This window comes from Kitasatospora sp. A2-31 (genome assembly GCF_022288725.1).
Taxonomy (GTDB): Bacteria; Actinomycetota; Actinomycetes; order Streptomycetales; family Streptomycetaceae; genus Kitasatospora.
The window spans coordinates 150,984-171,188 of the sequence record NZ_JAKNTA010000004.1 but is presented as its reverse complement, the minus strand read 5'-3'; the positions used below and the strand labels follow the sequence as shown (position 1 = coordinate 171,188).

Annotated in this window: 4 protein-coding genes; 1 reads left to right on the top strand and 3 read right to left on the bottom strand. The window is 71.2% G+C overall.

What is annotated here, in order from left to right; all coding sequences use genetic code 11:
• Positions 1–3 precede the first annotated feature (3 nt).
• Entirely contained in the window at positions 4–15,609 is a 15,606-nt protein-coding gene (locus tag MCM47_RS13080) for a non-ribosomal peptide synthase/polyketide synthase (RefSeq protein ID WP_238861723.1), read from the bottom strand.
• A 314-nt stretch (positions 15,610–15,923) separates the two neighbouring features.
• Here MCM47_RS13080 and MCM47_RS13075 point away from each other — a divergent pair, with 314 nt between their 5' ends.
• Positions 15,924–17,129 carry a cytochrome P450 gene (locus tag MCM47_RS13075; protein WP_238861722.1) on the top strand — a complete coding sequence of 402 codons (1,206 nt, stop codon included), beginning with the start codon at positions 15,924–15,926 and terminating at the stop codon, positions 17,127–17,129.
• A gap of 390 nt (positions 17,130–17,519) precedes the next feature.
• On the opposite strand, the gene MCM47_RS13070 is transcribed toward MCM47_RS13075, so the two are convergent.
• Both MCM47_RS13070 and MCM47_RS13065 read right to left on the bottom strand, forming a co-directional pair.
• Positions 17,520–18,683, bottom strand: coding sequence for an FAD-binding oxidoreductase (locus MCM47_RS13070; protein WP_238861721.1), 1,164 nt, complete (start codon positions 18,681–18,683; stop codon positions 17,520–17,522).
• Positions 18,684–18,698: 15 nt separating this feature from the next.
• Positions 18,699–20,204: an NAD(P)/FAD-dependent oxidoreductase gene (locus MCM47_RS13065; protein ID WP_238861720.1), complete on the bottom strand. Its 1,506-nt coding sequence runs from the start codon at positions 20,202–20,204 to the stop codon at positions 18,699–18,701.
• Position 20,205: the final 1 nt, after the last annotated feature.

Sequence of the window (20,205 nt, the reverse complement as noted above, 5' to 3'; positions counted from 1 at the left end):
CACTCAGAACCCGAGCTCGTCTTCGAATGCGTCGATCTCGTCCTGCGACAGGCCGCCGAGCGACAGGTCGGAGGGGGTGTGGCCGCCGGCACCGGGGCCCTCGGCGTGGTCCGCGATGGCCCTCAGGGCACGGAACCAGGTCTCGCCCAGGTCTCGGACCTCGTCCTCGGTGAACAACTCGGCGGGCCAGGACCAGCCGGCGGTCAGCCGCGGCCCGTCCGCGCCGTCCACAGCTGCCGCGTTGAGCGACAGGGCGTACGCGAGCCGCATGCCCGCGTCGCTGCCGCCGCTGATGCCGTCGTCGGTCTCCGCGGCCTGGGTCCAGTCGGCGGCCGACGCAGTGGCCTGCGCTGTCGTGGACTCGAAGCGGCCGAGGTAGTTGAAGGCGATCTGCGGGGTGGGGAGCCCGGCCAGGACCGGTGCGGTGTCGGGGTTGAGGTGACGCAGCAGGCCGTAGCCGGCGCCGTTGTCGGGCAGGGCGCGCAGCTGTTCCTTGACGGCCTTGACGGCATCGCCGACCACCGGGCCCGCGGCCCACACCTGGTCCCAGGCGTCGGCGGGCACGCCCGGGTCCAGGCGGACCGGGAAGAGGCTGGTGAACCAGCCCACCGTGCGCGAGACGTCGGCGCCGGGCACGAGCTCCTCGCGGCCGTGGCCCTCCAGGTCCACCAGCGCACCGGTGGCCCGGACGCCGCGACGGCGCCGCCAGTCCTCGACCGCGAGCGCGAAGCCTGCCAGCAGCACGTCGTTGACACCCGCGTGGAACACCGCCGGCACCCGGGTCAGCAGCGCACCCGTCACCTCGGACGGCAACTCCAGCGCCAGGCCTTGGGTGGTCGCGGCGGTGTCGCGCCGCGGGTCGAGCGCACGGGCACCCAGGGCGGGGTCGTCGCCGGCCAGCATCGATGTCCACACGTCCAGTTCCGCGACGCGCCGCTTTGTGGCGGCCTCCGCGACGAGGCCCTCGGCCCAGGCGCGGAACGAGGTGCCCGCGGTGTCCCCGGCGAACTCGCGGCCCTCGGCCACGGCGTCGTGGGCGGCGGCCAGGTCCGGCAGCAGAATGCGCCAGGACACCCCGTCCACCACCAGGTGGTGGGCCATCAGCAGCAGCCGGCCGGAGACGCCCGGACCACCGTCGAACCACACCGCCTGCACCATCACACCGCGGTCAGGGTCCAGCCGGTCCTGCGCGGGCCGGGTCTGCTCGGCCATCAGCTCGCGGAGCCGCTCGCCGTGCACGCCCGTGGCCTCGACGCGCAGCAGCAGTTCCTCGGCGCGGACGGCGCCACGGGGCCGGACCTCCAGCGACCACGGACCGTCCGCGGGCCGGGTCAGAACGGCCCGCAGGACGTCGTGCCGGTCGAGCAGGGCCTGGAGCGCCGCGGCCAGGCTCTCCGACGTCGCGGACGCCGGCGTCTGCACCACCATCGCCTGGTTGAACCCGCCGACCGGACCGCCCAGGTCCTCCAGCCAACGCATGATCGGGGTCATCGGCACCGCACCGACACCCGCGTCCGGGTCCGCCTGGTCCGCGGCGCGGTTCTCGTCGGCGGCCTCGGCCATCAGGGCCAGTGCCTCGACCGTGCGGTGCTGGAACACGTCGCGCGGCGAGAAGACCAGGCCGGCCTTGCGGGCACGGCTGACCAGCTGGATCGAGACGATGCTGTCACCACCCAGCTCGAAGAAGCTGTCGTCGATGCCGACCCGCTCCAGTCCGAGGACCTCGGCGAACAGCGCGCACAACACCTCCTCACGCCGGTTGCGCGGGCCCCGCTCGGACACCCGCCCGCCGAAGTCCGGCTCCGGCAACGCCCGGCGGTCCAGCTTGCCGTTCGCCGTCACCGGCAGCACATCCATCGTGACGAACGCCGACGGCACCATGTACTCCGGCACCCGCGACGCCACCCGAGCCCGCAACACCTCCACGTCCAGGCCGTCACCGGCCGCGACCACGTAGGCCACCAGACGCTTACCGCCCGAGGCGTCCTCCCGCACCACCACCGCACTGTTCGCCACCGACGGATCCGAGGCCACCGCGGCCTCGATCTCGCCCAGCTCGATCCGCAGACCACGGATCTTCACCTGGTCATCCGCCCGGCCCAGGTACTCCAGCTCGCCGTCGGCCGACCACCGCACCACATCACCCGTGCGGTACATCCGCTCACCCGAACCGAAGAACGGATCCGCCACGAAACGCTCCGCCGACAACCCGGCACGCCGCGCATACCCGTGCGCCAACTGCACACCCGCCAGGTACAACTCACCCGGCACACCCACCGGCACCGCACGCAGACCCGCATCCAGCACATACACCCGCGTGTTCCACACCGGACGCCCGATCGGCACCGACGAACCACCCGACACACACCGGTGGAACGTCACATCCACCGACGCCTCCGTCGGCCCGTACAGATTGTGCAGCCCCACACCCGGCAACAACTCCAGGAACCGCTCCACCGCGTCCACCGGCAGCGCCTCACCACTGCACACCACCCGACGCAGACCACTGCACGAACCCGCCGCCGGCTCCTGCAGGAACACCTGCAACATCGAAGGCACGAAATGCGCCGTCGTCACCGACTCCGAACGGATCAACTCCGCCAGATACGCCGCATCACGATGCCCCTCCGGACGCGCCACCACCAACGCGGCACCCACCTGCAACGGCCAGAAGAACTCCCACACCGACACGTCGAACCCCGACGGCGTCTTCTGCAACACCCGATCCGAACCATCCAGACCGTACTGATCCTGCATCCACGCCAAACGGTTCACGATGCCCGCATGCGGCACCACAACACCCTTCGGACGACCCGTCGAACCCGACGTGAAGATCACATACGCCGGCGACGACCCCACCACCGAACGCACCGGCGCCACCGACGACACACCATCGACGGAATCCACCAACAGCTGCGGCACACCACCAACCGGCAACGACCCCGCCACCGCAGACGTCGTCACCACCAACGACGGCGCCGCATCCTCCAGAATCCAACCGATCCGCTCCGCCGGATAATCCGGATCCACCGGCACATACGCCGCACCCGCCTTCAGCACCGCATACAGCGACACCACAAGCTCCACCGAACGAGGCACCGCGACAGCCACGAAATCACCATCACGAACACCCCGCTCCCGCAGCACACCCGCCAAACCATTCACCCGCGCATCCAACTGCGCATACGACAACGACTCACCCTCGAACACCACCGCAACCGCATCCGGCGTCCGCACCACCTGAGCCTCAAACAGATCCACCAACGAACCCGCCCCCACCGCACGCCCCGTCGCATTCCACTCCCCCAGAACCCGGGAGCGCTCGGACGGTGTCAGCGGCGAGAGCCGGCCCGCGGACAGCGCGGGCTGGTCGACGAGCGCCTCGAGCAGGGTGCGCAGCTTCTCCCCGATGAGCGCGACGCGCTCACGGTCGACGAGGTCCGGACGGTAGTCCAGGCGCAGTTCGAAGCCGGCCGCGGTCTGTGCCGCGATCAGGCTGAGCGGGTAGTGGGTGGCGTCCCGGCTGCTGCCGGAGACGGTGCGCAGGCTCCCGCTGTCCTGTTGCAGGGCCTCCTCGTCGATCGGGTAGTTCTCGAAGACGACGAGGGTGTCGAAGAGTTCGCTGTGCCCGGCGAGGCGCTGCACCTCGCTCAGGCCGATGTGGTGGAACGGCAGCAGCGCGGTCTGCCGCTCCTGGACACGGGTGACCAGGCCCTCCAGCGATTCGGCGGGATCGAGCACGACGCGCACCGGCAGGGTGTTGATGAACAGGCCGACCATCGACTCGATGCCGGGGATCTCGGCCGGGCGGCCGGAGACGGTGGCACCGAAGACGATGTCGTCCCGGCCGGTCAGGTGGCCCAGCAGCATCGCCCAGGCAGTCTGCACCATGGTGTTGGTGGTGACGCCGCGGCGGCGGCTCTCGGCCGTCAGCCGCTCGGTCTGCTCGGCGGTCAGCTCGACCACCAGGCGCTCCGGGAGTGCGGAGTGCCCGCCCGCCTCCTGGCCGACCAGCAGGGTCGGCTCCTCCAAGCCCTCGAACTCGCTGGCCCAGGCGGCCTGCGCGCCGCTGTGGTCCTGGCGGGTGAGCCAGGCCAGGTAGTCGCGGTAGGGGGTGACCCGGGGCAGGTGCGCGCCGTCGCCCTTGGCGGCGTACGCCGAGAACAGCTCGTCGAGCAGGATCGGGGTGGACCAACCGTCCAGCAGGATGTGGTGGTTGGTGATCAGCAGGAGGTGGCGCTCCGGTGCGGTGGTGATCAGCGTGAAGCGGATCAGCGGCGGCTGGACGAGGTCGAAGCGGCCGACCCGGTCCTCGGCCACCAGGCGAGCCAGTTCCCGGTCGCGGTCGGCCTCCGGCAGGGCGCTGAGGTCCACCTCTGACCACGGCAGCTCCACCCGGCCGGGGACCAACTGGACCAGCGTGCCGTTCCTGAGGGCGCGGAAGGCGGAGCGCAGGTTCGCGTGCCGCTCCAGCAGCACCCCGGCCGCCCGCCGCATGGCCCCGGCGTCGAGGTGCCCCTCGAACTCGAAGGACATCTGGACGTTGTAGACGTCCGAGCCGTGCTCGTCGTACAGCGCGTGGAAGAGCAGACCCTCCTGGAGCGGGGACAGCGGCAGAACGTCCGTCAACTGCTCTTGTTCCTCCTGGAGTTCGTCGACATCGGACTGGGTCAGCTCGACCAGGGCGAAGTCGGACGGGGTGTGGCCGCCGGCACCGGGGCCCTCGGCGTGGTCCGCGATGGCCTTCAGGGCGCGGAACCAGGTCTCGGCAAGGTCGCGGACCTGGTCCTCGGTGAACAGCTCGGCCGGCCACGACCAGTTCGCCACCAGCGAGCCGCCCTCGGGGCGGTCGACGGTCAGCGAGTTGACCTCCAGCGCGTGGCCGATCAGGCCCTCGGGGTCCAGACCGCTGCCGGTGTCGGCGTCGGCGCACAGGCCCCAGTCGGCGGCCTGGGCCGCCGGGTCGGCGAACTCGAAGCGGCCGAGGTAGTTGAAGGCGATCTGCGGGGTGGGGAGCCCGGCCAGGACCGGTGCGGTGTCGGGGTTGAGGTGACGCAGCAGGCCGTAGCCGGCGCCGTTGTCGGGCAGGGCGCGCAGCTGTTCCTTGACGGCCTTGACGGCATCGCCGACCACCGGGCCCGCGGCCCACACCTGGTCCCAGGCGTCGGCGGGCACGCCCGGGTCCAGGCGGACCGGGAAGAGGCTGGTGAACCAGCCCACCGTGCGCGAGACGTCGGCGCCGGGCACGAGCTCCTCGCGGCCGTGGCCCTCCAGGTCCACCAGCGCACCGGTGGCCCGGACGCCGCGACGGCGCCGCCAGTCCTCGACCGCGAGCGCGAAGCCTGCCAGCAGCACGTCGTTGACACCCGCGTGGAACACCGCCGGCACCCGGGTCAGCAGCGCACCCGTCACCTCGGACGGCAACTCCACGGACAGCACCCGCCGGGCGGGCGCGGTGTCCCGCGCCGGGTCGAGCGCACGGGCACCGAGCTGCGGTTCCTCCCCCCTGAGCATCCCGGTCCACACGTCCAGCTCCGCAACTCGCCGCTCCGTGGCGGCGTCGGTCACCAGACCTTCGGCCCAGCTCTTGAAGGAGGTCTCCACCGGGGCGAGTTCGGGGTCGCGGCCCTCGGCCACGGCCTCGTGGGCGGCGGCCAGGTCCGGCAGCAGAATGCGCCAGGACACCCCGTCCACCACCAGGTGGTGGGCCATCAGCAGCAGCCGGCCGGAGACGCCCGGACCACCGTCGAACCACACCGCCTGCACCATCACACCGCGGTCAGGGTCCAGCCGGCGCTGGGCGGCCTGGGCCTCCGCGGTGATCTGTGCGCGGTCGGCGTCGACGCGCAGCAGCAGTTCCTCGGCGCGGACGGCGCCCCGGGGCCGGACCTCCAGCGACCACGGACCGTCCGCGGGCCGGGTCAGAACGACCCGCAGGACGTCGTGCCGGTCGAGCAGGGCCTGGAGCGCGGCGCTCAGGCTCTCCGACGTCGCGGACGCCGGCGTCTGCACCACCATCGCCTGGTTGTACCCGCCGACCGGACCGCCCAGGTCCTCCAGCCAACGCATGATCGGGGTCATCGGCACCGCACCGACACCCGCGTCCGGGTCCTGACCGCTCTCGTCCGCGTCCTCGACGCTCTCGGCGATCGCGGCCAGTGCCTCGGCCGTGCGGTGCTGGAACACGTCGCGCGGCGAGAACTCCAGGCCGGCCTTGCGGGCGCGGCTGACCAGCTGGATCGAGACGATGCTGTCACCACCCAGCTCGAAGAAGCTGTCGTCGATGCCGACCCGCTCCAGCCCGAGGACCTCGGCGAACAGCGCGCACAACACCTCCTCACGCCGGTTGCGCGGACCGCGCTCGGACACCTGCCCGCCGAAGTCCGGCTCCGGCAGCGCACGGCGGTCCAGCTTGCCGTTGGTGGTCAGGGGCAGCTCCTCCAGCACCACGAAGGCGGAGGGCACCATGTACTCCGGCACCCGGGAGGCCACCCTGTCGCGCAGCACCTCCACGTCCAGGTCATCAGCGGCCGCGACCACGTAGGCCACCAGGCGCTTCGTGCCGGAGGTGTCCTCCCGCACCACCACCGCACTGTTCGCCACCGACGGATCCGAGGCCACCGCGGCCTCGATCTCGCCCAGCTCGATCCGGAAGCCGCGGATCTTCACCTGGTCATCCGCCCGGCCCAGGTACTCCAGCTCGCCGTCGGTCGACCAGCGCACCACGTCACCGGTGCGGTACATCCGCTCACCCGAACCGAAGAACGGATCCGCGACGAAACGCTCCGCCGACAGGGCCGGGCGGTTGAGGTAGCCACGGGCCAGACCGGCGCCGGCGACGTAGAGGTCACCGGTGACGCCCGCCGGGACCGGCTGCAGGCCCGCGTCCAGGACGTAGACCCGCAGGTCCGGGATGGCCTGGCCGATGGCGCTGCCGCGCAGCTCGGCGGCCGCGGCCCGGTTGAGCGCGCGGTGCGTGACGTGCACGGTGGTCTCGGTGATGCCGTACATGTTGATCAGGGTCGGCGCGTCGTCCGGGTGGACGCGATACCACTCCTCCAGCCGTCCCAGGTCCAGCGCCTCGCCGCCGAAGACCACGGTGCGCAGGGACAGTGCGTCGGCACCGGGGTTCTCGCGCTCCTCCTGGACGAGGCGGTAGAAGGCGGAGGGGGTCTGGTTGAGCACCGTCACCTTGGTGCGTGCGAGCAGGGCGCGGAAGTCCCGCGTGCTGCGGCTGGTCTCGTAGGAGACCATCACCAGCCGGCCGCCGTACAGCAGCGGTCCCCAGATCTCCCAGACGGAGAAGTCGAACGCGTACGAGTGGAACATCGTCCAGACGTCGTCGGCACCGAAGTCGAACCAGTGCTCGGTCGCGCGGAACAGTCGCACCACGTTCTGGTGCGGGATCATCACGCCCTTGGGGCGCCCGGTGGAGCCCGAGGTGTAGATGACGTAGGCCGGGTGGGCCGGCCGGAGCGCGGTGGTGCGGTCCTCGTCGGTGACGGGGGTCGCGCTCTCACGGGCGAGCAGGTCCGCCACGGCCGGCTCGTCCAGCACCAGGCGGGCGGGGCCGATCGCTTCCACCGAGTCCAGCGCAGCGGCGGTGTCGCGGGAGAGCAGTACCAGGCTCGGCCGGGCGTCCTCCAGCATGTAACCGATCCGGTCCGCCGGGTAGTCGGGGTCCACCGGGAGGTAGCCCGCACCGGTCTTCAGCACCGCGAGCACCGCGACGATCATCTGTTCGGTACGCGGCAGCGCGAGGGCGACCAGCTGCTCCGGTCCCACGCCGTGGCCGATCAAGTGGCGGGCCAGGCGGTTGGCCCGGCCGTCCAGCTCCCCGTAGGTGAGCTCGGTGCCCTCGGAAATCACGGCGACGGCGGCGGGGGTCCGGGCCACCTGGGCCTCGAACAGCTCGACCAGGGTCGCCTGCGGTACGTCCTTGCCGGTGGGGTTCCACTCGACCAGCAGGCGCGCACGCTCCTCGGTGGTGAGGATGTCGACCGAGCCGACCGGCGCGTGCGGGTCGGCGAGGACGCCGTCCAGCAGGCGGGCCATGCGGTCCACGATCCGCTCGGCGGTGGCCTGGTCGAACAGGTCGGCGGAGTACTCGACGGCCCCGCCGATGCCGGCGGGCGCGCCGTCGGCGTCGAACTGCTCTACCAGCTGGAAGGACAGGTCGAACTTGGCGACGTCCAGCTCGACCGGGAACGGGGACACCTCCACGCCGGGCAGGTCGGCCCGGGCGGCCGCGTTGTTCTCGAACGACAGCATGACCTGGAACAGCGGGTGCCGGGCGAGCGAGCGCTCCGGGTCGAGCTCGTCCACAAGCTGCTCGAAGGGCACGTCCTGGTTGGCGTACGCCGCGAGGTCGGTCTCCCGCACCCGGTCGATCAGCTCCTGGAAGGTCGGGTTCCCGGACAGGTCGGTGCGGAGCACCAGGGTGTTGACGAAGAAGCCGACCAGGTCGTCCAGGGCCTCGTCCGTACGACCGGCGATCACGCTGCCGATCGGGATGTCGTCGCCGGCGCCGAGTTTGGCGAGCAGTGCCGCGACGGCGGCCTGCATCACCATGAAGACGCTGGCGCCGCGGGCCTGCGCGATGGCCGTCACCTTCCGGTGGACGTCCTTCGGGAGGGTGAGCGGTACCCGGGCACCCCGGTAGCTGGCGACCGCCGGACGCGGCCGGTCGGTGGGCAGCTGGAGCTCCTCCGGAATCCCGGAGAGCGCGGTGCGCCAGTGGTCCAACTGCCTTGCCATGGCGCTGGTCGGGTCGTTCTCGTCGCCGAGGACGTCGATCTGCCAGAGCGTGTAGTCGGCGTACTGGACCGGCAGCTGCTCCTGGCTCGGCGCGCGGCCGGCCAGTCGTGCCTGGTAGGCGACGGAGAGATCCCGGGCGAGCGGGGCCATCGACCAGCCGTCACCCGCAATGTGATGCACGACGAGCAGCAGGACGTGGTCCTCGGCGCTCACCCGGAGCAGGTGGGCGCGCACCGGGAGCTCCTTGGCGAGCTCGAAGCCGGTCTGGGCCAGCCGCCGGACCTGCTCGTCGAGGTCGGCCTGGGCCACATCGGTGAGGAGGAGTTCGGGCGCCGCCTGCTCGATGGCCAGGACCTCCTGGCGGGCGCGGCCGTCGGTCTCGGGGAATACGGTGCGCAGGCTCTCGTGCCTGGCCACCAGGTCGGCGAGCGCCGCGCGCAGCGCCTCGACGTCCAGGGCGCCGGTGAGCCGCACCACAAGCGGCAGGTTGTAGGTCGCGCTGGGGCCCTCGACGCGGTTGAGGAACCACAGGCGCCGCTGGGCGGCGGACAGCGGGATCTCAGCCGGGCGCTCGGCCACGGTCAGAGCCCGGCGGGCGGTACCGGCGGCGTCCAGGTGGCCGGCAAGTCCGGCGACGGTGGGCGCCTCGAAGACCGCCCGCACCGCGAGGTCCAGGCCGAACTCGGAGCGGATGCGGCTGAGCAGCCTGGTCGCGAGCAGGGAGTGGCCGCCGAGTTCGAAGAAGCTGTCGTCGATGCCGACCCGCTCCAGTCCGAGGACCTCGGCGAACAGCGCGCACAACACCTCCTCACGTCGGTTGCGCGGGCCCCGCTCGGACACCCGCCCGCCGAAGTCCGGCTCCGGCAACGCCCGGCGGTCCAGCTTGCCGTTCGCCGTCACCGGCAGCACATCCATCGTGACGAACGCCGACGGCACCATGTACTCCGGCACCCGCGACGCCACCCGAGCCCGCAACACCTCCACGTCCAGGCCGTCACCGGCCGCGACCACGTAGGCCACCAGACGCTTACCGCCCGAGGCGTCCTCCCGCACCACCACCGCACTGTTCGCCACCGACGGATCCGAGGCCACCGCGGCCTCGATCTCGCCCAGCTCGATCCGCAGACCACGGATCTTCACCTGGTCATCCGCCCGGCCCAGGTACTCCAGCTCGCCGTCGGCCGACCACCGCACCACATCACCCGTGCGGTACATCCGCTCACCCGAACCGAAGAACGGATCCGCCACGAAACGCTCCGCCGACAACCCGGCACGCCGCGCATACCCGTGCGCCAACTGCACACCCGCCAGGTACAACTCACCCGGCACACCCACCGGCACCGCACGCAGACCCGCATCCAGCACATACACCCGCGTGTTCCACACCGGACGCCCGATCGGCACCGACGAACCACCCGACACACACCGGTGGAACGTCACATCCACCGACGCCTCCGTCGGCCCGTACAGATTGTGCAGCCCCACACCCGGCAACAACTCCAGGAACCGCTCCACCGCGTCCACCGGCAGCGCCTCACCACTGCACACCACCCGACGCAGACCACTGCACGAACCCGCCGCCGGCTCCTGCAGGAACACCTGCAACATCGAAGGCACGAAATGCGCCGTCGTCACCGACTCCGAACGGATCAACTCCGCCAGATACGCCGCATCACGATGCCCCTCCGGACGCGCCACCACCAACGCGGCACCCACCTGCAACGGCCAGAAGAACTCCCACACCGACACGTCGAACCCCGACGGCGTCTTCTGCAACACCCGATCCGAACCATCCAGACCGTACTGATCCTGCATCCACGCCAAACGGTTCACGATGCCCGCATGCGGCACCACAACACCCTTCGGACGACCCGTCGAACCCGACGTGAAGATCACATACGCCGGCGACGACCCCACCACCGAACGCACCGGCGCCACCGACGACACACCATCGACGGAATCCACCAACAGCTGCGGCACACCACCAACCGGCAACGACCCCGCCACCGCAGACGTCGTCACCACCAACGACGGCGCCGCATCCTCCAGAATCCAACCGATCCGCTCCGCCGGATAATCCGGATCCACCGGCACATACGCCGCACCCGCCTTCAGCACCGCATACAGCGACACCACAAGCTCCACCGAACGAGGCACCGCGACAGCCACGAAATCACCATCACGAACACCCCGCTCCCGCAGCACACCCGCCAAACCATTCACCCGCGCATCCAACTGCGCATACGACAACGACTCACCCTCGAACACCACCGCAACCGCATCCGGCGTCCGCACCACCTGAGCCTCGAACAGATCCACCAACGAACCCGCCCCCACCGCACGCCCCGTCGCATTCCACTCCCCGAGCTGCAGACGCTCGGCGTCCGAGACGAGGTCCACGGCGGCGATCGACTGCTCCGGATCGGCGGCGACGGCCTCGAGCAGCCGGACCAGGCGGTCGGCCAGCCGCAGCGCGGTCGGCTCGTCGAACAGGTCGCGGGCGTACTCCAGCCGGCCGGTGATCCCGGCGGCCTCGTGCCGGTCGTCCTGGCGCTCGATCAGCTCCAGCATCAGGTCGAACTTGGCGGTGGTCAGCGGCAGCGGCACCTCGCTGCTGCGAAGACCCGGCAGGTCGAGGCCGGACGAAGGGTTGTTGTGCAGCGACAGGAAGACCTGGAACAGCGGGTGCCGGGACAGCGAGCGGGTCGGGTTCAGCACCTCCACCAGCCGCTCGAAGGCCACGTCCTGATTGGCGTACGCCGCAAGGTCGGTCTCCCGCACCCGCCGGACCAGCTCGCGGAAGGTCGGGGCACCGGAGGTGTCGGTCCGCAGCACCAGCGTGTTGACGAAGAAGCCGACCAGCTCGTCGAGTGCGGCGTCGGTACGGCCGGCGATCGGCGCACCGACGGGGATGTCCTCGCCCGCGCCGTGCCGGGACAGCAGGGCGGCCAGGCCGGCCTGCAGCACCATGAAGAGGCTGCTGTCCGTGTCGCGGGCGAGTTCCAGCAGGCGCTGGTGGGTCCGCGGGTCCAGGCTCACCGGCACGTCGGCGCCCTGGTACGTCGCCTGCGCGGGGCGGGCGCGATCGGTAGGCAGCGACAGCTCCTCGGGAGCGTCGGCCAGCGTCTTCCGCCAGTAGTCGAGCTGGGTCGCGAGCAGGCTGCCCGGGTCGGCCTCGTCACCGAGGACCTCCTGCTGCCACAGGGTGTAGTCGGCGTACTGGACCGGCAGCGGCTCCCACTGCGGGGCCGTACCGCCGAGCCGCGCCCGGTAGGCGGTGGCCAGGTCCCGGGCGAGCGGGGCCACCGACTGGCCGTCGCCGGCGATGTGGTGGAGCACGATCACCAGCACGTGCTCCTGCTCACCGATCTCGAACAGGTGCAGCCGGACCGGGAGTTCGCGCGCCAGGTCGAAATGTGCGGCAACCGACCGGGCGAGCGCCTCGGTCAGCGTCTGCTCGGTCGCCTCCGCCCGCATCAGCACCGGGCGGGCCCGGTCACCGGTGAGGATCTCCTGGTGGGGCGTTCCGCCCTGCTCGGGGAAGACGGTGCGCAGGCTCTCGTGGCGGTCCACCACATCGCGGAAGGCGACTTCCAGCGCCGCCGCGTCGAGCGGGCCGGAGAGCCGCAGCGCGGCCAGCAGGTTGTAGTTGCCGCTGGTGTCGTCCAACCGGTTGAGGAACCACAGGCGCTGCTGCGCCGGCGACAGCGGGATCCGCTCCGGGCGTTCCCGGCGGCCCAGGGCCTGGCGGGCGTCGCCGGCGAATCCGAGCTGCTCGGCGACACCGGCCACGGTGGGCGTCTGGAACAGGGTGCGCACCGGCATCTCGACCTTGAACTCGCGCCGGATCCGGCTGACCAGCCGGGTAGCCGTCAGCGAGTGCCCGCCGAGCTCGAAGAAGCTGTCGTCGATCCCGATCCGCTCCAGGTCCAGCACGTCGGCGAAGAGCCGGGCCAGCTGCTCCTCCTGCTCGTTGCGCGGGCTCCTGCCTCCGCTCGCGACGGTCTCGGGTGCCGGGAGGGCCTTGCGGTCCAGCTTCCCGTTCGTGGTGACCGGCAGCGCGTCCATGCGCACGAAGGCCGACGGGACCATGTACTCGGGCAGGACGTCCTCGGCGTGGGCGCGCAGCGCGGTGATGTCCACGTCGGTGTCCGTCGACACCACGTAGGCCACCAGCCGCCGGTCCCCGGGCTGGTCCTCGCGGACCACCACCGCCACCTGGTCGACCAGCGGGTGGGTGGCGAGGACGTGCTGGACCTCGTCCAGCTCGATCCGGAAGCCACGGATCTTCACCTGGTCGTCGACGCGGCGCACGAACTCCAGCTGCCCGTCGGCGCGCCAGCGCACCAGGTCGCCGGTGCGGTACATCCGCTCCCCGACGACGCCGAACGGGCAGGCGACGAACCGCTCGGCCGTCAGGCCGTGACGGCCCAGGTAGCCGCGTGCCAGACCGGCGCCGGCGAGGTAGAGCTCGCCCGGCACGCCGACCGGCACCGGCCGCAGCATGCTGTCGAGCACGTAGACGCGGGTGTTGTGGGTCGGCCGCCCGATGGACGGCGTGCCCGCTCCCACCGGCAGCGGCGCGCTGAAGGTCGCGCCGACGGTCGACTCGGTCGGACCGTAGCCGTTGATCATCCGGCGCCCGCCGGCCCAGCGGTCCACCAGCTCGGCGCTGGAGGCCTCGCCAGCTACCATCAGACCCCGCAGGGCAGGGAACTCGCCCGCCTGGACGGTGGCAAGCGCTGCGGGCGGGATGATGGCGTGGGTCACCTGGCGGTCGACCAGAAGGCGGGCCAGCAGGTCGTCGGCGAGCGGGCCGAGCGGCGGCACCACCAGGGCGGCGCCCGCCGCGTAGGTCATGCACAGCTCCGCCACCGAGGCGTCGAAGCTGGGGGACGCGAACTGCAGCACCCGGCTGTCGGCGGTCACGCCCATGCGGTCGATCTCGGTGGCGGCCAGCCCGGCCAGGCCCCGGTGGGTGACCACGACGCCCTTGGGGCGGCCGGTCGATCCGGAGGTGTAGATCACGTAGGCCGCGTTGGCGGGCGACAGCGCGACGGCCGGGTTCTCCTCGGACCGGCCGGCGAGGTCGACCGTGTCCAGGAGGAGCCGTGCCACCGCCAGGCCCTCGGGCACCTTCGCCTCGTGACGCGTGTCCGTCACCAGCAGGGCCGGGGCGGAGTCCTCCAGCAGGTAGCCGATGCGGTCCTGCGGGTACTCGGGGTCGACCGGCAGGTAGGCGGCGCCGGCCTTCACCACGGCGAGCTGGGCGACGGCGATCTCCGCCGAGCGGGGCAGCACGAGGGCCACCACCTGGTCCGGGCCCACCCCGCGCTCGATCAGGACCTGCGCGAGCTGGTTGGCGCGGGCGTTCAACTCCGCGTAGGAGAGCGACAGTTCGTCGGAGATAAGGGCGGGCGCCTGGGGCGTGCGGGCCGCTTGGGCCTCGAAGAGCCGCGGCAGGGTCACGGGTTCGACGGCCGGTACGGCGTCGTTCCACTCCGTGAGGACCAGCCGGCGCTCCTGCTCGGTCAGCAGCCCGAGCTGCCCGAGCTGGGTGGTGGTCGGCTCGGCGACCTCCTCCAGCAGTCGGACGAACCGGTTCAGCACGACCTCGGCGGCGGCGCGGTCGAAGACGTCGGCGCGGTAGTCGAGCTTCAGGTGGATGCGCTCACCCGGCAGGGCGGTGAGCACCGCGGTGTAGTGGCTCGCGTCGCGACCGTCGTACCCGGTGATGCTGACGCCGTCACCCGGAAGCCGCAGCTCCGACGCGTCGACCGGGTAGTTCTCCACCACGATGCAGGAGTCGAACAGGTCGCGCCCGCCGGCCCACTGCTGGATGTCCGTCAGGCTCACGTAGTGGTACGGCGTCAGCTCGGACTGGTCGGACTGCAGCCGGTCGACGAGGCCGTCGAAGGTCTGGGTGGGGTCCAGGGTGACGCGCACCGGGACGGTGTTGATGAAGAGGCCGACCATCGTCTCGATGCCGGGGATGTGCGGCGGACGGCCGGAGACTGCGGTGCCGAGCACGACATCGCGACGGCCGGTCAGCTGGCCGACCACCATCGCCCAAGTCGCCTGGAGGACGGAGTTGAGGGTACGGCCGGCCGATCGGGCCCGACTGGTGAGCGTCCGGGTGAGCGCGGCGGAGAGGTCGACGGAGACCCGGTCCGGAAGCGAGTGGCCGCGGCCCAGGGTGACGGGGGCCAGCAGGCTGGGCTCCTCGAAGCCGTCGAGCGCCTTGCGCCAGGCGGCTTCGGCCTCCGAGCGGTCCTGCTTGGCCAGCCAGGCGAGGTACTCGCGGTACGGGGTGACCGGCGGGAGCGCGGAATCATCGCCCTCGGTGCCGTACAGCTCGAAGAGCTCGCGCAGGAGCACCGGCATCGACCAACCGTCCAGCAGGATGTGGTGGTTGGTGATGACCAGCCGGTACTGGCCGGGGGCCATCGTGACGAGGGTGAGGCGCAGCAGCGGGGGCTTGGTGAGGTCGAAGCGGCGGGCGCGGTCCGCGGCCAGCCACCGGTCCCACTCGGCCTGGCGCTCCGTCTCGGAGAGCCCGCTGAGGTCGGTCTCGGACCAGGGCAGCTCCACCTCGCGGGGGATCACCTGGACCGGGTCCTCGAACTTCGAGTAGACGAAGGCCGAGCGCAGGTTGGCGTGGCGCCGCAGCAGGGCCTCGGCCGCCGAGCGCATGGCCCTGGCTTTCAGCGACCCCTCGATTTCGAACACGAGCTGCACGGTGTAGATGTCCGCCGGATCGCCGTCTGAATCCCCGTCGTAAACCGCGTGGAACAGCAGACCCTGCTGCAGCGGCGACAGCGGAAGAATGTCCTCGACACCAGGCCTCGTCACGTCGTTGTCTCCCACTCAAGATGTGCTCGGATATAGCCGCGCCTGCACACTGTCAGCGCAAAAATCAACCCTCACCAAACAGCGTGCCGGGGGGCGCACGCAACCGTCGCTGCAGCAAGTTGCCAGCGGAGGGTCGGCAGAACTCCGGGCCCGCCCGGAGCCCAGCAGTTGGCTGTCATCCACGCCCTCCGGAACCCGTCCCGGGTAGGATTCCCTCACGGCAGCCGCAGCGCCGTTCCCCTTTGCTCCCGCCCCGCCCGCGTGAATCCCCCGCCGGGGCGCTATTGCCGTTTCCACGGAAGAAAGTAGGCGTCATGCCGGGAATTCTGGAGACCGCTCCTGATCTGTCCGATCCGAGCCTCTACCAAACCGGAGAGCCGGAACTCGTGTGGGCCGCACTCCGGGCCGAATCACCGGTCTACCGGAACGTCCGGGCCAACGGGCGGCCCTTCTGGGCGGTGCTGTCCTACCCGCTGGCCGCCCAGGTCCTGAAGGACAACGCGACCTTCACCTCGGAGAAGGGCATGCGGCTGGACCACAACCCCGCCGCCACCGCCGCGGCCGCCGGCAAGATGCTGATCGTCACCGATCCACCGCGACACGGCAACATCCGCCGGATCATCAACTCGGCCTTCACGCCCAAGATGGTCCGCCGGCTGGAGAACACCATGCGCGCCATCGTGGTGGAGTCGATCGAGGGCCTGCGAGAGCAGGGCGGCGGCGAGTTCGTCGAGATGGCCGCCCGGCTCCCGGTGGCGGTCATCTGCGACATGCTCGGCGTGCCCCGCGAGGACTGGGGCTTCATGCTGGAGCGGACGATGATCGCGTTCGGCTCCGACGCAGCGCCCGGGGACGACGACCACGCGGTGAAGGCGGCCGAGGCCCACACCGACATCCTGATGTACTACGACGAGCTGCTGGAGCTGCGCCGGAAGGACCCCCAGGAGGACATCGTCAGCGCGATGGTCCAAGGACAGATCGGCGGCGTGCCGCTCACCGACGAGGAGATCTTCCTCAACTGCGACGGGCTCATCTCCGGCGGCAACGAGACCACCCGGCACGCCACCGTCGGCGGTCTGCTCGCCTTCATCCGCAACCCCGACCAGTGGCAGCGGATCAAGGCGGACCCGTCGCTCATGCCGAGCACCGTGCAGGAGGTGCTGCGCTACACGAGCCCGGCGATGCACGTCCTGCGGACCGCCACCCGGGACGTCGAGCTCGCCGGGCAGCAGATCAGGGCCGGCGACGAGCTGGCGGTGTGGCTGCCGTCCGCGAACCGGGACGAGCAGGTCTTCGCCGATCCCGACACCTTCGACATCGCCCGCAACCCCACTCGGCACCTGGCGTTCGCCAACGGGACGCACTTCTGCCTCGGAGCGTCGCTCGCGACCACCGAACTCACCGTCATGTTCGAGGAACTCACACGACGCCTGGACACCGTGCACCTGGCCGGCCCGGTGCGACGCATGCGCTCCAACCTGATCTGGGGCGTCGAATCGATGCCGGTCACGCTGAGTTGACCACCGGAACCGGCCGAAGTCCCGGGCCACCGACCTTCCACGGCACTACGGGGTGCGAGGCCGGTTCCCCCTCCAGAGGCACCGGCATCATCCACCGGGACGACGCCGGCGATTGGTCGGACACCGAAGGATGTAGGCATGAAGAGGTGGCTGGTGCCTGCAGAGGGCTGCCAGGCTCTGATGTGCCTGTGGGGCCCGATGCTGCTGGCCGTCACCTACGCCTACCGGGTGCGGCGCTGCCGCTGAGGACGCGTCCCAGCGCTCGCGGAACGGGGAAGGGCCGCCACACCGGGCGGCCCTTCTGCATTCGCGGCTCGGACAACGTGCATATCGGCAACGGAGTCAGGACGCGGGGCCGAGGCAGGGCGGGGCCAGCCTCGGCCGGAGCTGTCACAGTGCGATCTCGACGTCCGTCACCGGATAGGCCACACAGCTGTGTGTGTAGCCGGACCAGGCGTCGGACAGCCGCAGTCGGGCCTCCTCGGCGTCGAAGACCTCGCCCGACACCACCCGTACCCGGCACAGACTGCACTCGCCGGACCGGCAGCCGACCTCGGGCCGGACGCCGTGCTCCTCGAGCGCGTCGAGCAGCGGACGGCCCCGCGGGGTGCTGAACGACGGCCCTCCCTGGACCGTCACCTGGACCTCGCCCTCCGGGTCGCGCTCGGCCGGCCAGCCGGCCTGCGTCTGCGGGCGCGCGGGGGCACCGTTCGCCTCCAGGCGGACCCGTCGCCGGGGATGCCCGAGCCGGGCCAACTCCGCCAGTGCATAGGGGTACATCGCCTGCGGGCCGCAGACGTAGACCATCCGGCCGACGAGCGGTCCGGTCAGTGCGGTGATCGTCTCGCCGGTGAGCAGTCCGGTCGGCCCCTGCCAGTCGGCACCGGGCCGCTGGACCACGAGGTCGACCCGGATCCGGTCCGGATGGTCGGCCGCGAGCTTGTCGAGCGTCTCCCGGAAGATCACGTCGTCGGCCGTACGCGAGCCGTACACCAGATGAAGCCGGCGTGCCAGGCCGTGGTCCACGATGTCGCGGATCATGCTCATGGCCGGGGCCACCCCGGACCCGCCGGCAAGGAAGACCAGGTCCTCGCCGTGGAACAGCGGATTGTGGTGGAAGGAACCGAGCGGCCCGGAGGTGCGCACCCGGTCGCCGACCGCGAGGTGGTCGATCAGGTGGTTGCTGACCCGGCCGCCGGGAACGCGGCGCACCGTCAGATCGTAGGCTTCCAGACTGGCCGGGCTGGAGGAGATCGCGAACGGGCGGCTGGTGGTCGTGCCGCCGACGGTCGCGTCGAGGGTGACGTACTGGCCGGCCTGGAACGGCGGGAGGTCCGCACCGTCCGCCCGGCGCAGTCGGAAGGTCTTCGCGGTGGCGGTCTCGGTGATCACCTCCGCCACCACCAGGTCCAGGCCGCTCGGGTGGTACCGGTCGACGAGCCGCTGCACGTCGCCGGCCGCACCGTGGTCGACGCCCTCCTCGGCGCGGCGGTCGATCTCGGTCATGATGTCGAGCGCTCCGGCGAACAGCTCGGCCAGCGGATGCGCGGGCATCGGGTCTCCGTAGGGTCAGGCGGCGTTGCGCCGCAACAGGTTCCGGGCCACTCTCGCCCCGGCCTCCAGGGTCGGCTGGAATCCGCCGACCCCGGCCCAGGCGCCGGCCAGGTGAAGACCGGGCACGTGGGTGGTCGACTCGTCGTCACGGAACAGCCAGCTCTCGGTGGCGTCCTGGTCGAAGCCGTAGATCGCACCGCCGGGGTGGCCGAGGTAGCGCATCACCGTGAGCGGGGTGGCGACGTCGACCTCCTCGATCACGTCGCGCAGGCCGGGGGTGACCTTCTCCAGAAGATCGATCAGCGTCTCGGCGTACGCGTACTTGGTGCGGGCGTAGCCCGCAGGCGCGACCTTCTCCCAGACGTCGGCGTACTGCAGGGTCATCAGGCTGACGTGGCTGGCCCCGGCCGGCGCGAAGCCGATCGGGTGCACGTCGTACGCGGTGGCGCAGATGCTCTGGGCCGGGCGCAGCGAGCGCAGCCCGTCGATCACCGCGGCCTCGTCGAGCGTCGCGTTGACGAAGTGCGTGCTGGTCCCGAAGCCGAGTTCGGCGGGTGTCGCGTCCAGGCCCATGTGCAGCACGAACGCCGACACGCCGATCCGCCGGCTGCTCAGGTCCCGCCGCACCGTGTCCGGCACGGCCGACCGGTCCAGCAGCCGGGTGTAGGTGGTGACGGCGGAGGCGTTGGAGACGACCTCCCGGGTGCTCAGCTCCTCCCCCCCGACCAGCCGTACTCCGCGCACCGCGCCGTCACGGGTCATGATCCGCTCGACCGCGGTGTGGAAACGCACCTGGCCGCCGGCGGCCAGGAAGGCGTCCAGCACGGCCGATGACATGGCCTGGCTGCCGCCGCGGACGTGGAAGGGCTTGAACTCGACGTAGGTGTACAGCAGGGTCGCCAGTTCCTGGAACGGCAGCCGGGAGGGGGGCTGTCCGAGGTAGTACCAGTACGCGCCGAGCGCCGTCTTCACGCGATCGTCGTCGAAGTACTCGTCCAGCACCGCCGTGACCGGCCGCAGGCCCTGGCTCAGCAGCGCTTCGCCACGCTTGGTCAGGGCCCGGCGGACCCGCTCGCCTCCGGAGCGCTGGGCCATCACCTGCCACATCGCGACCTCGCGGCAGAGGCCGAAGAAGCGCTTGAGTCGCTCCAGGTTGCCGGGGAAGGCTGCTTCCAGCGCCTCGGCGGCCCCGGTCCAGTCGGCCGGCAGCGTCACGTCGAGGGCGCCGGGCACCACTGCCCGGTAGAGGTCGTGCTCCTCGACGAACTCCAGGCGGTCCGCGACGCCGAGTTCGGTGAACAGTCCGCGCAGCGAGTTGGGCTGGCCCTCCCGGCCGATCCCGGAGAGCTGGTGCAGCGCCGTCTCGAACTCGAAGCGACCGCGGACGAAAGAGGTGCCGCACCCGCCGGGCACGTTGTGCCGCTCGACCAGCAGGGTACGGGCACCGCCACGTTGCAGTGTGGCGGCGGCGGTGAGACCGGCGTTGCCGGCCCCGATGACGATCACGTCGTAGTCGTCCATG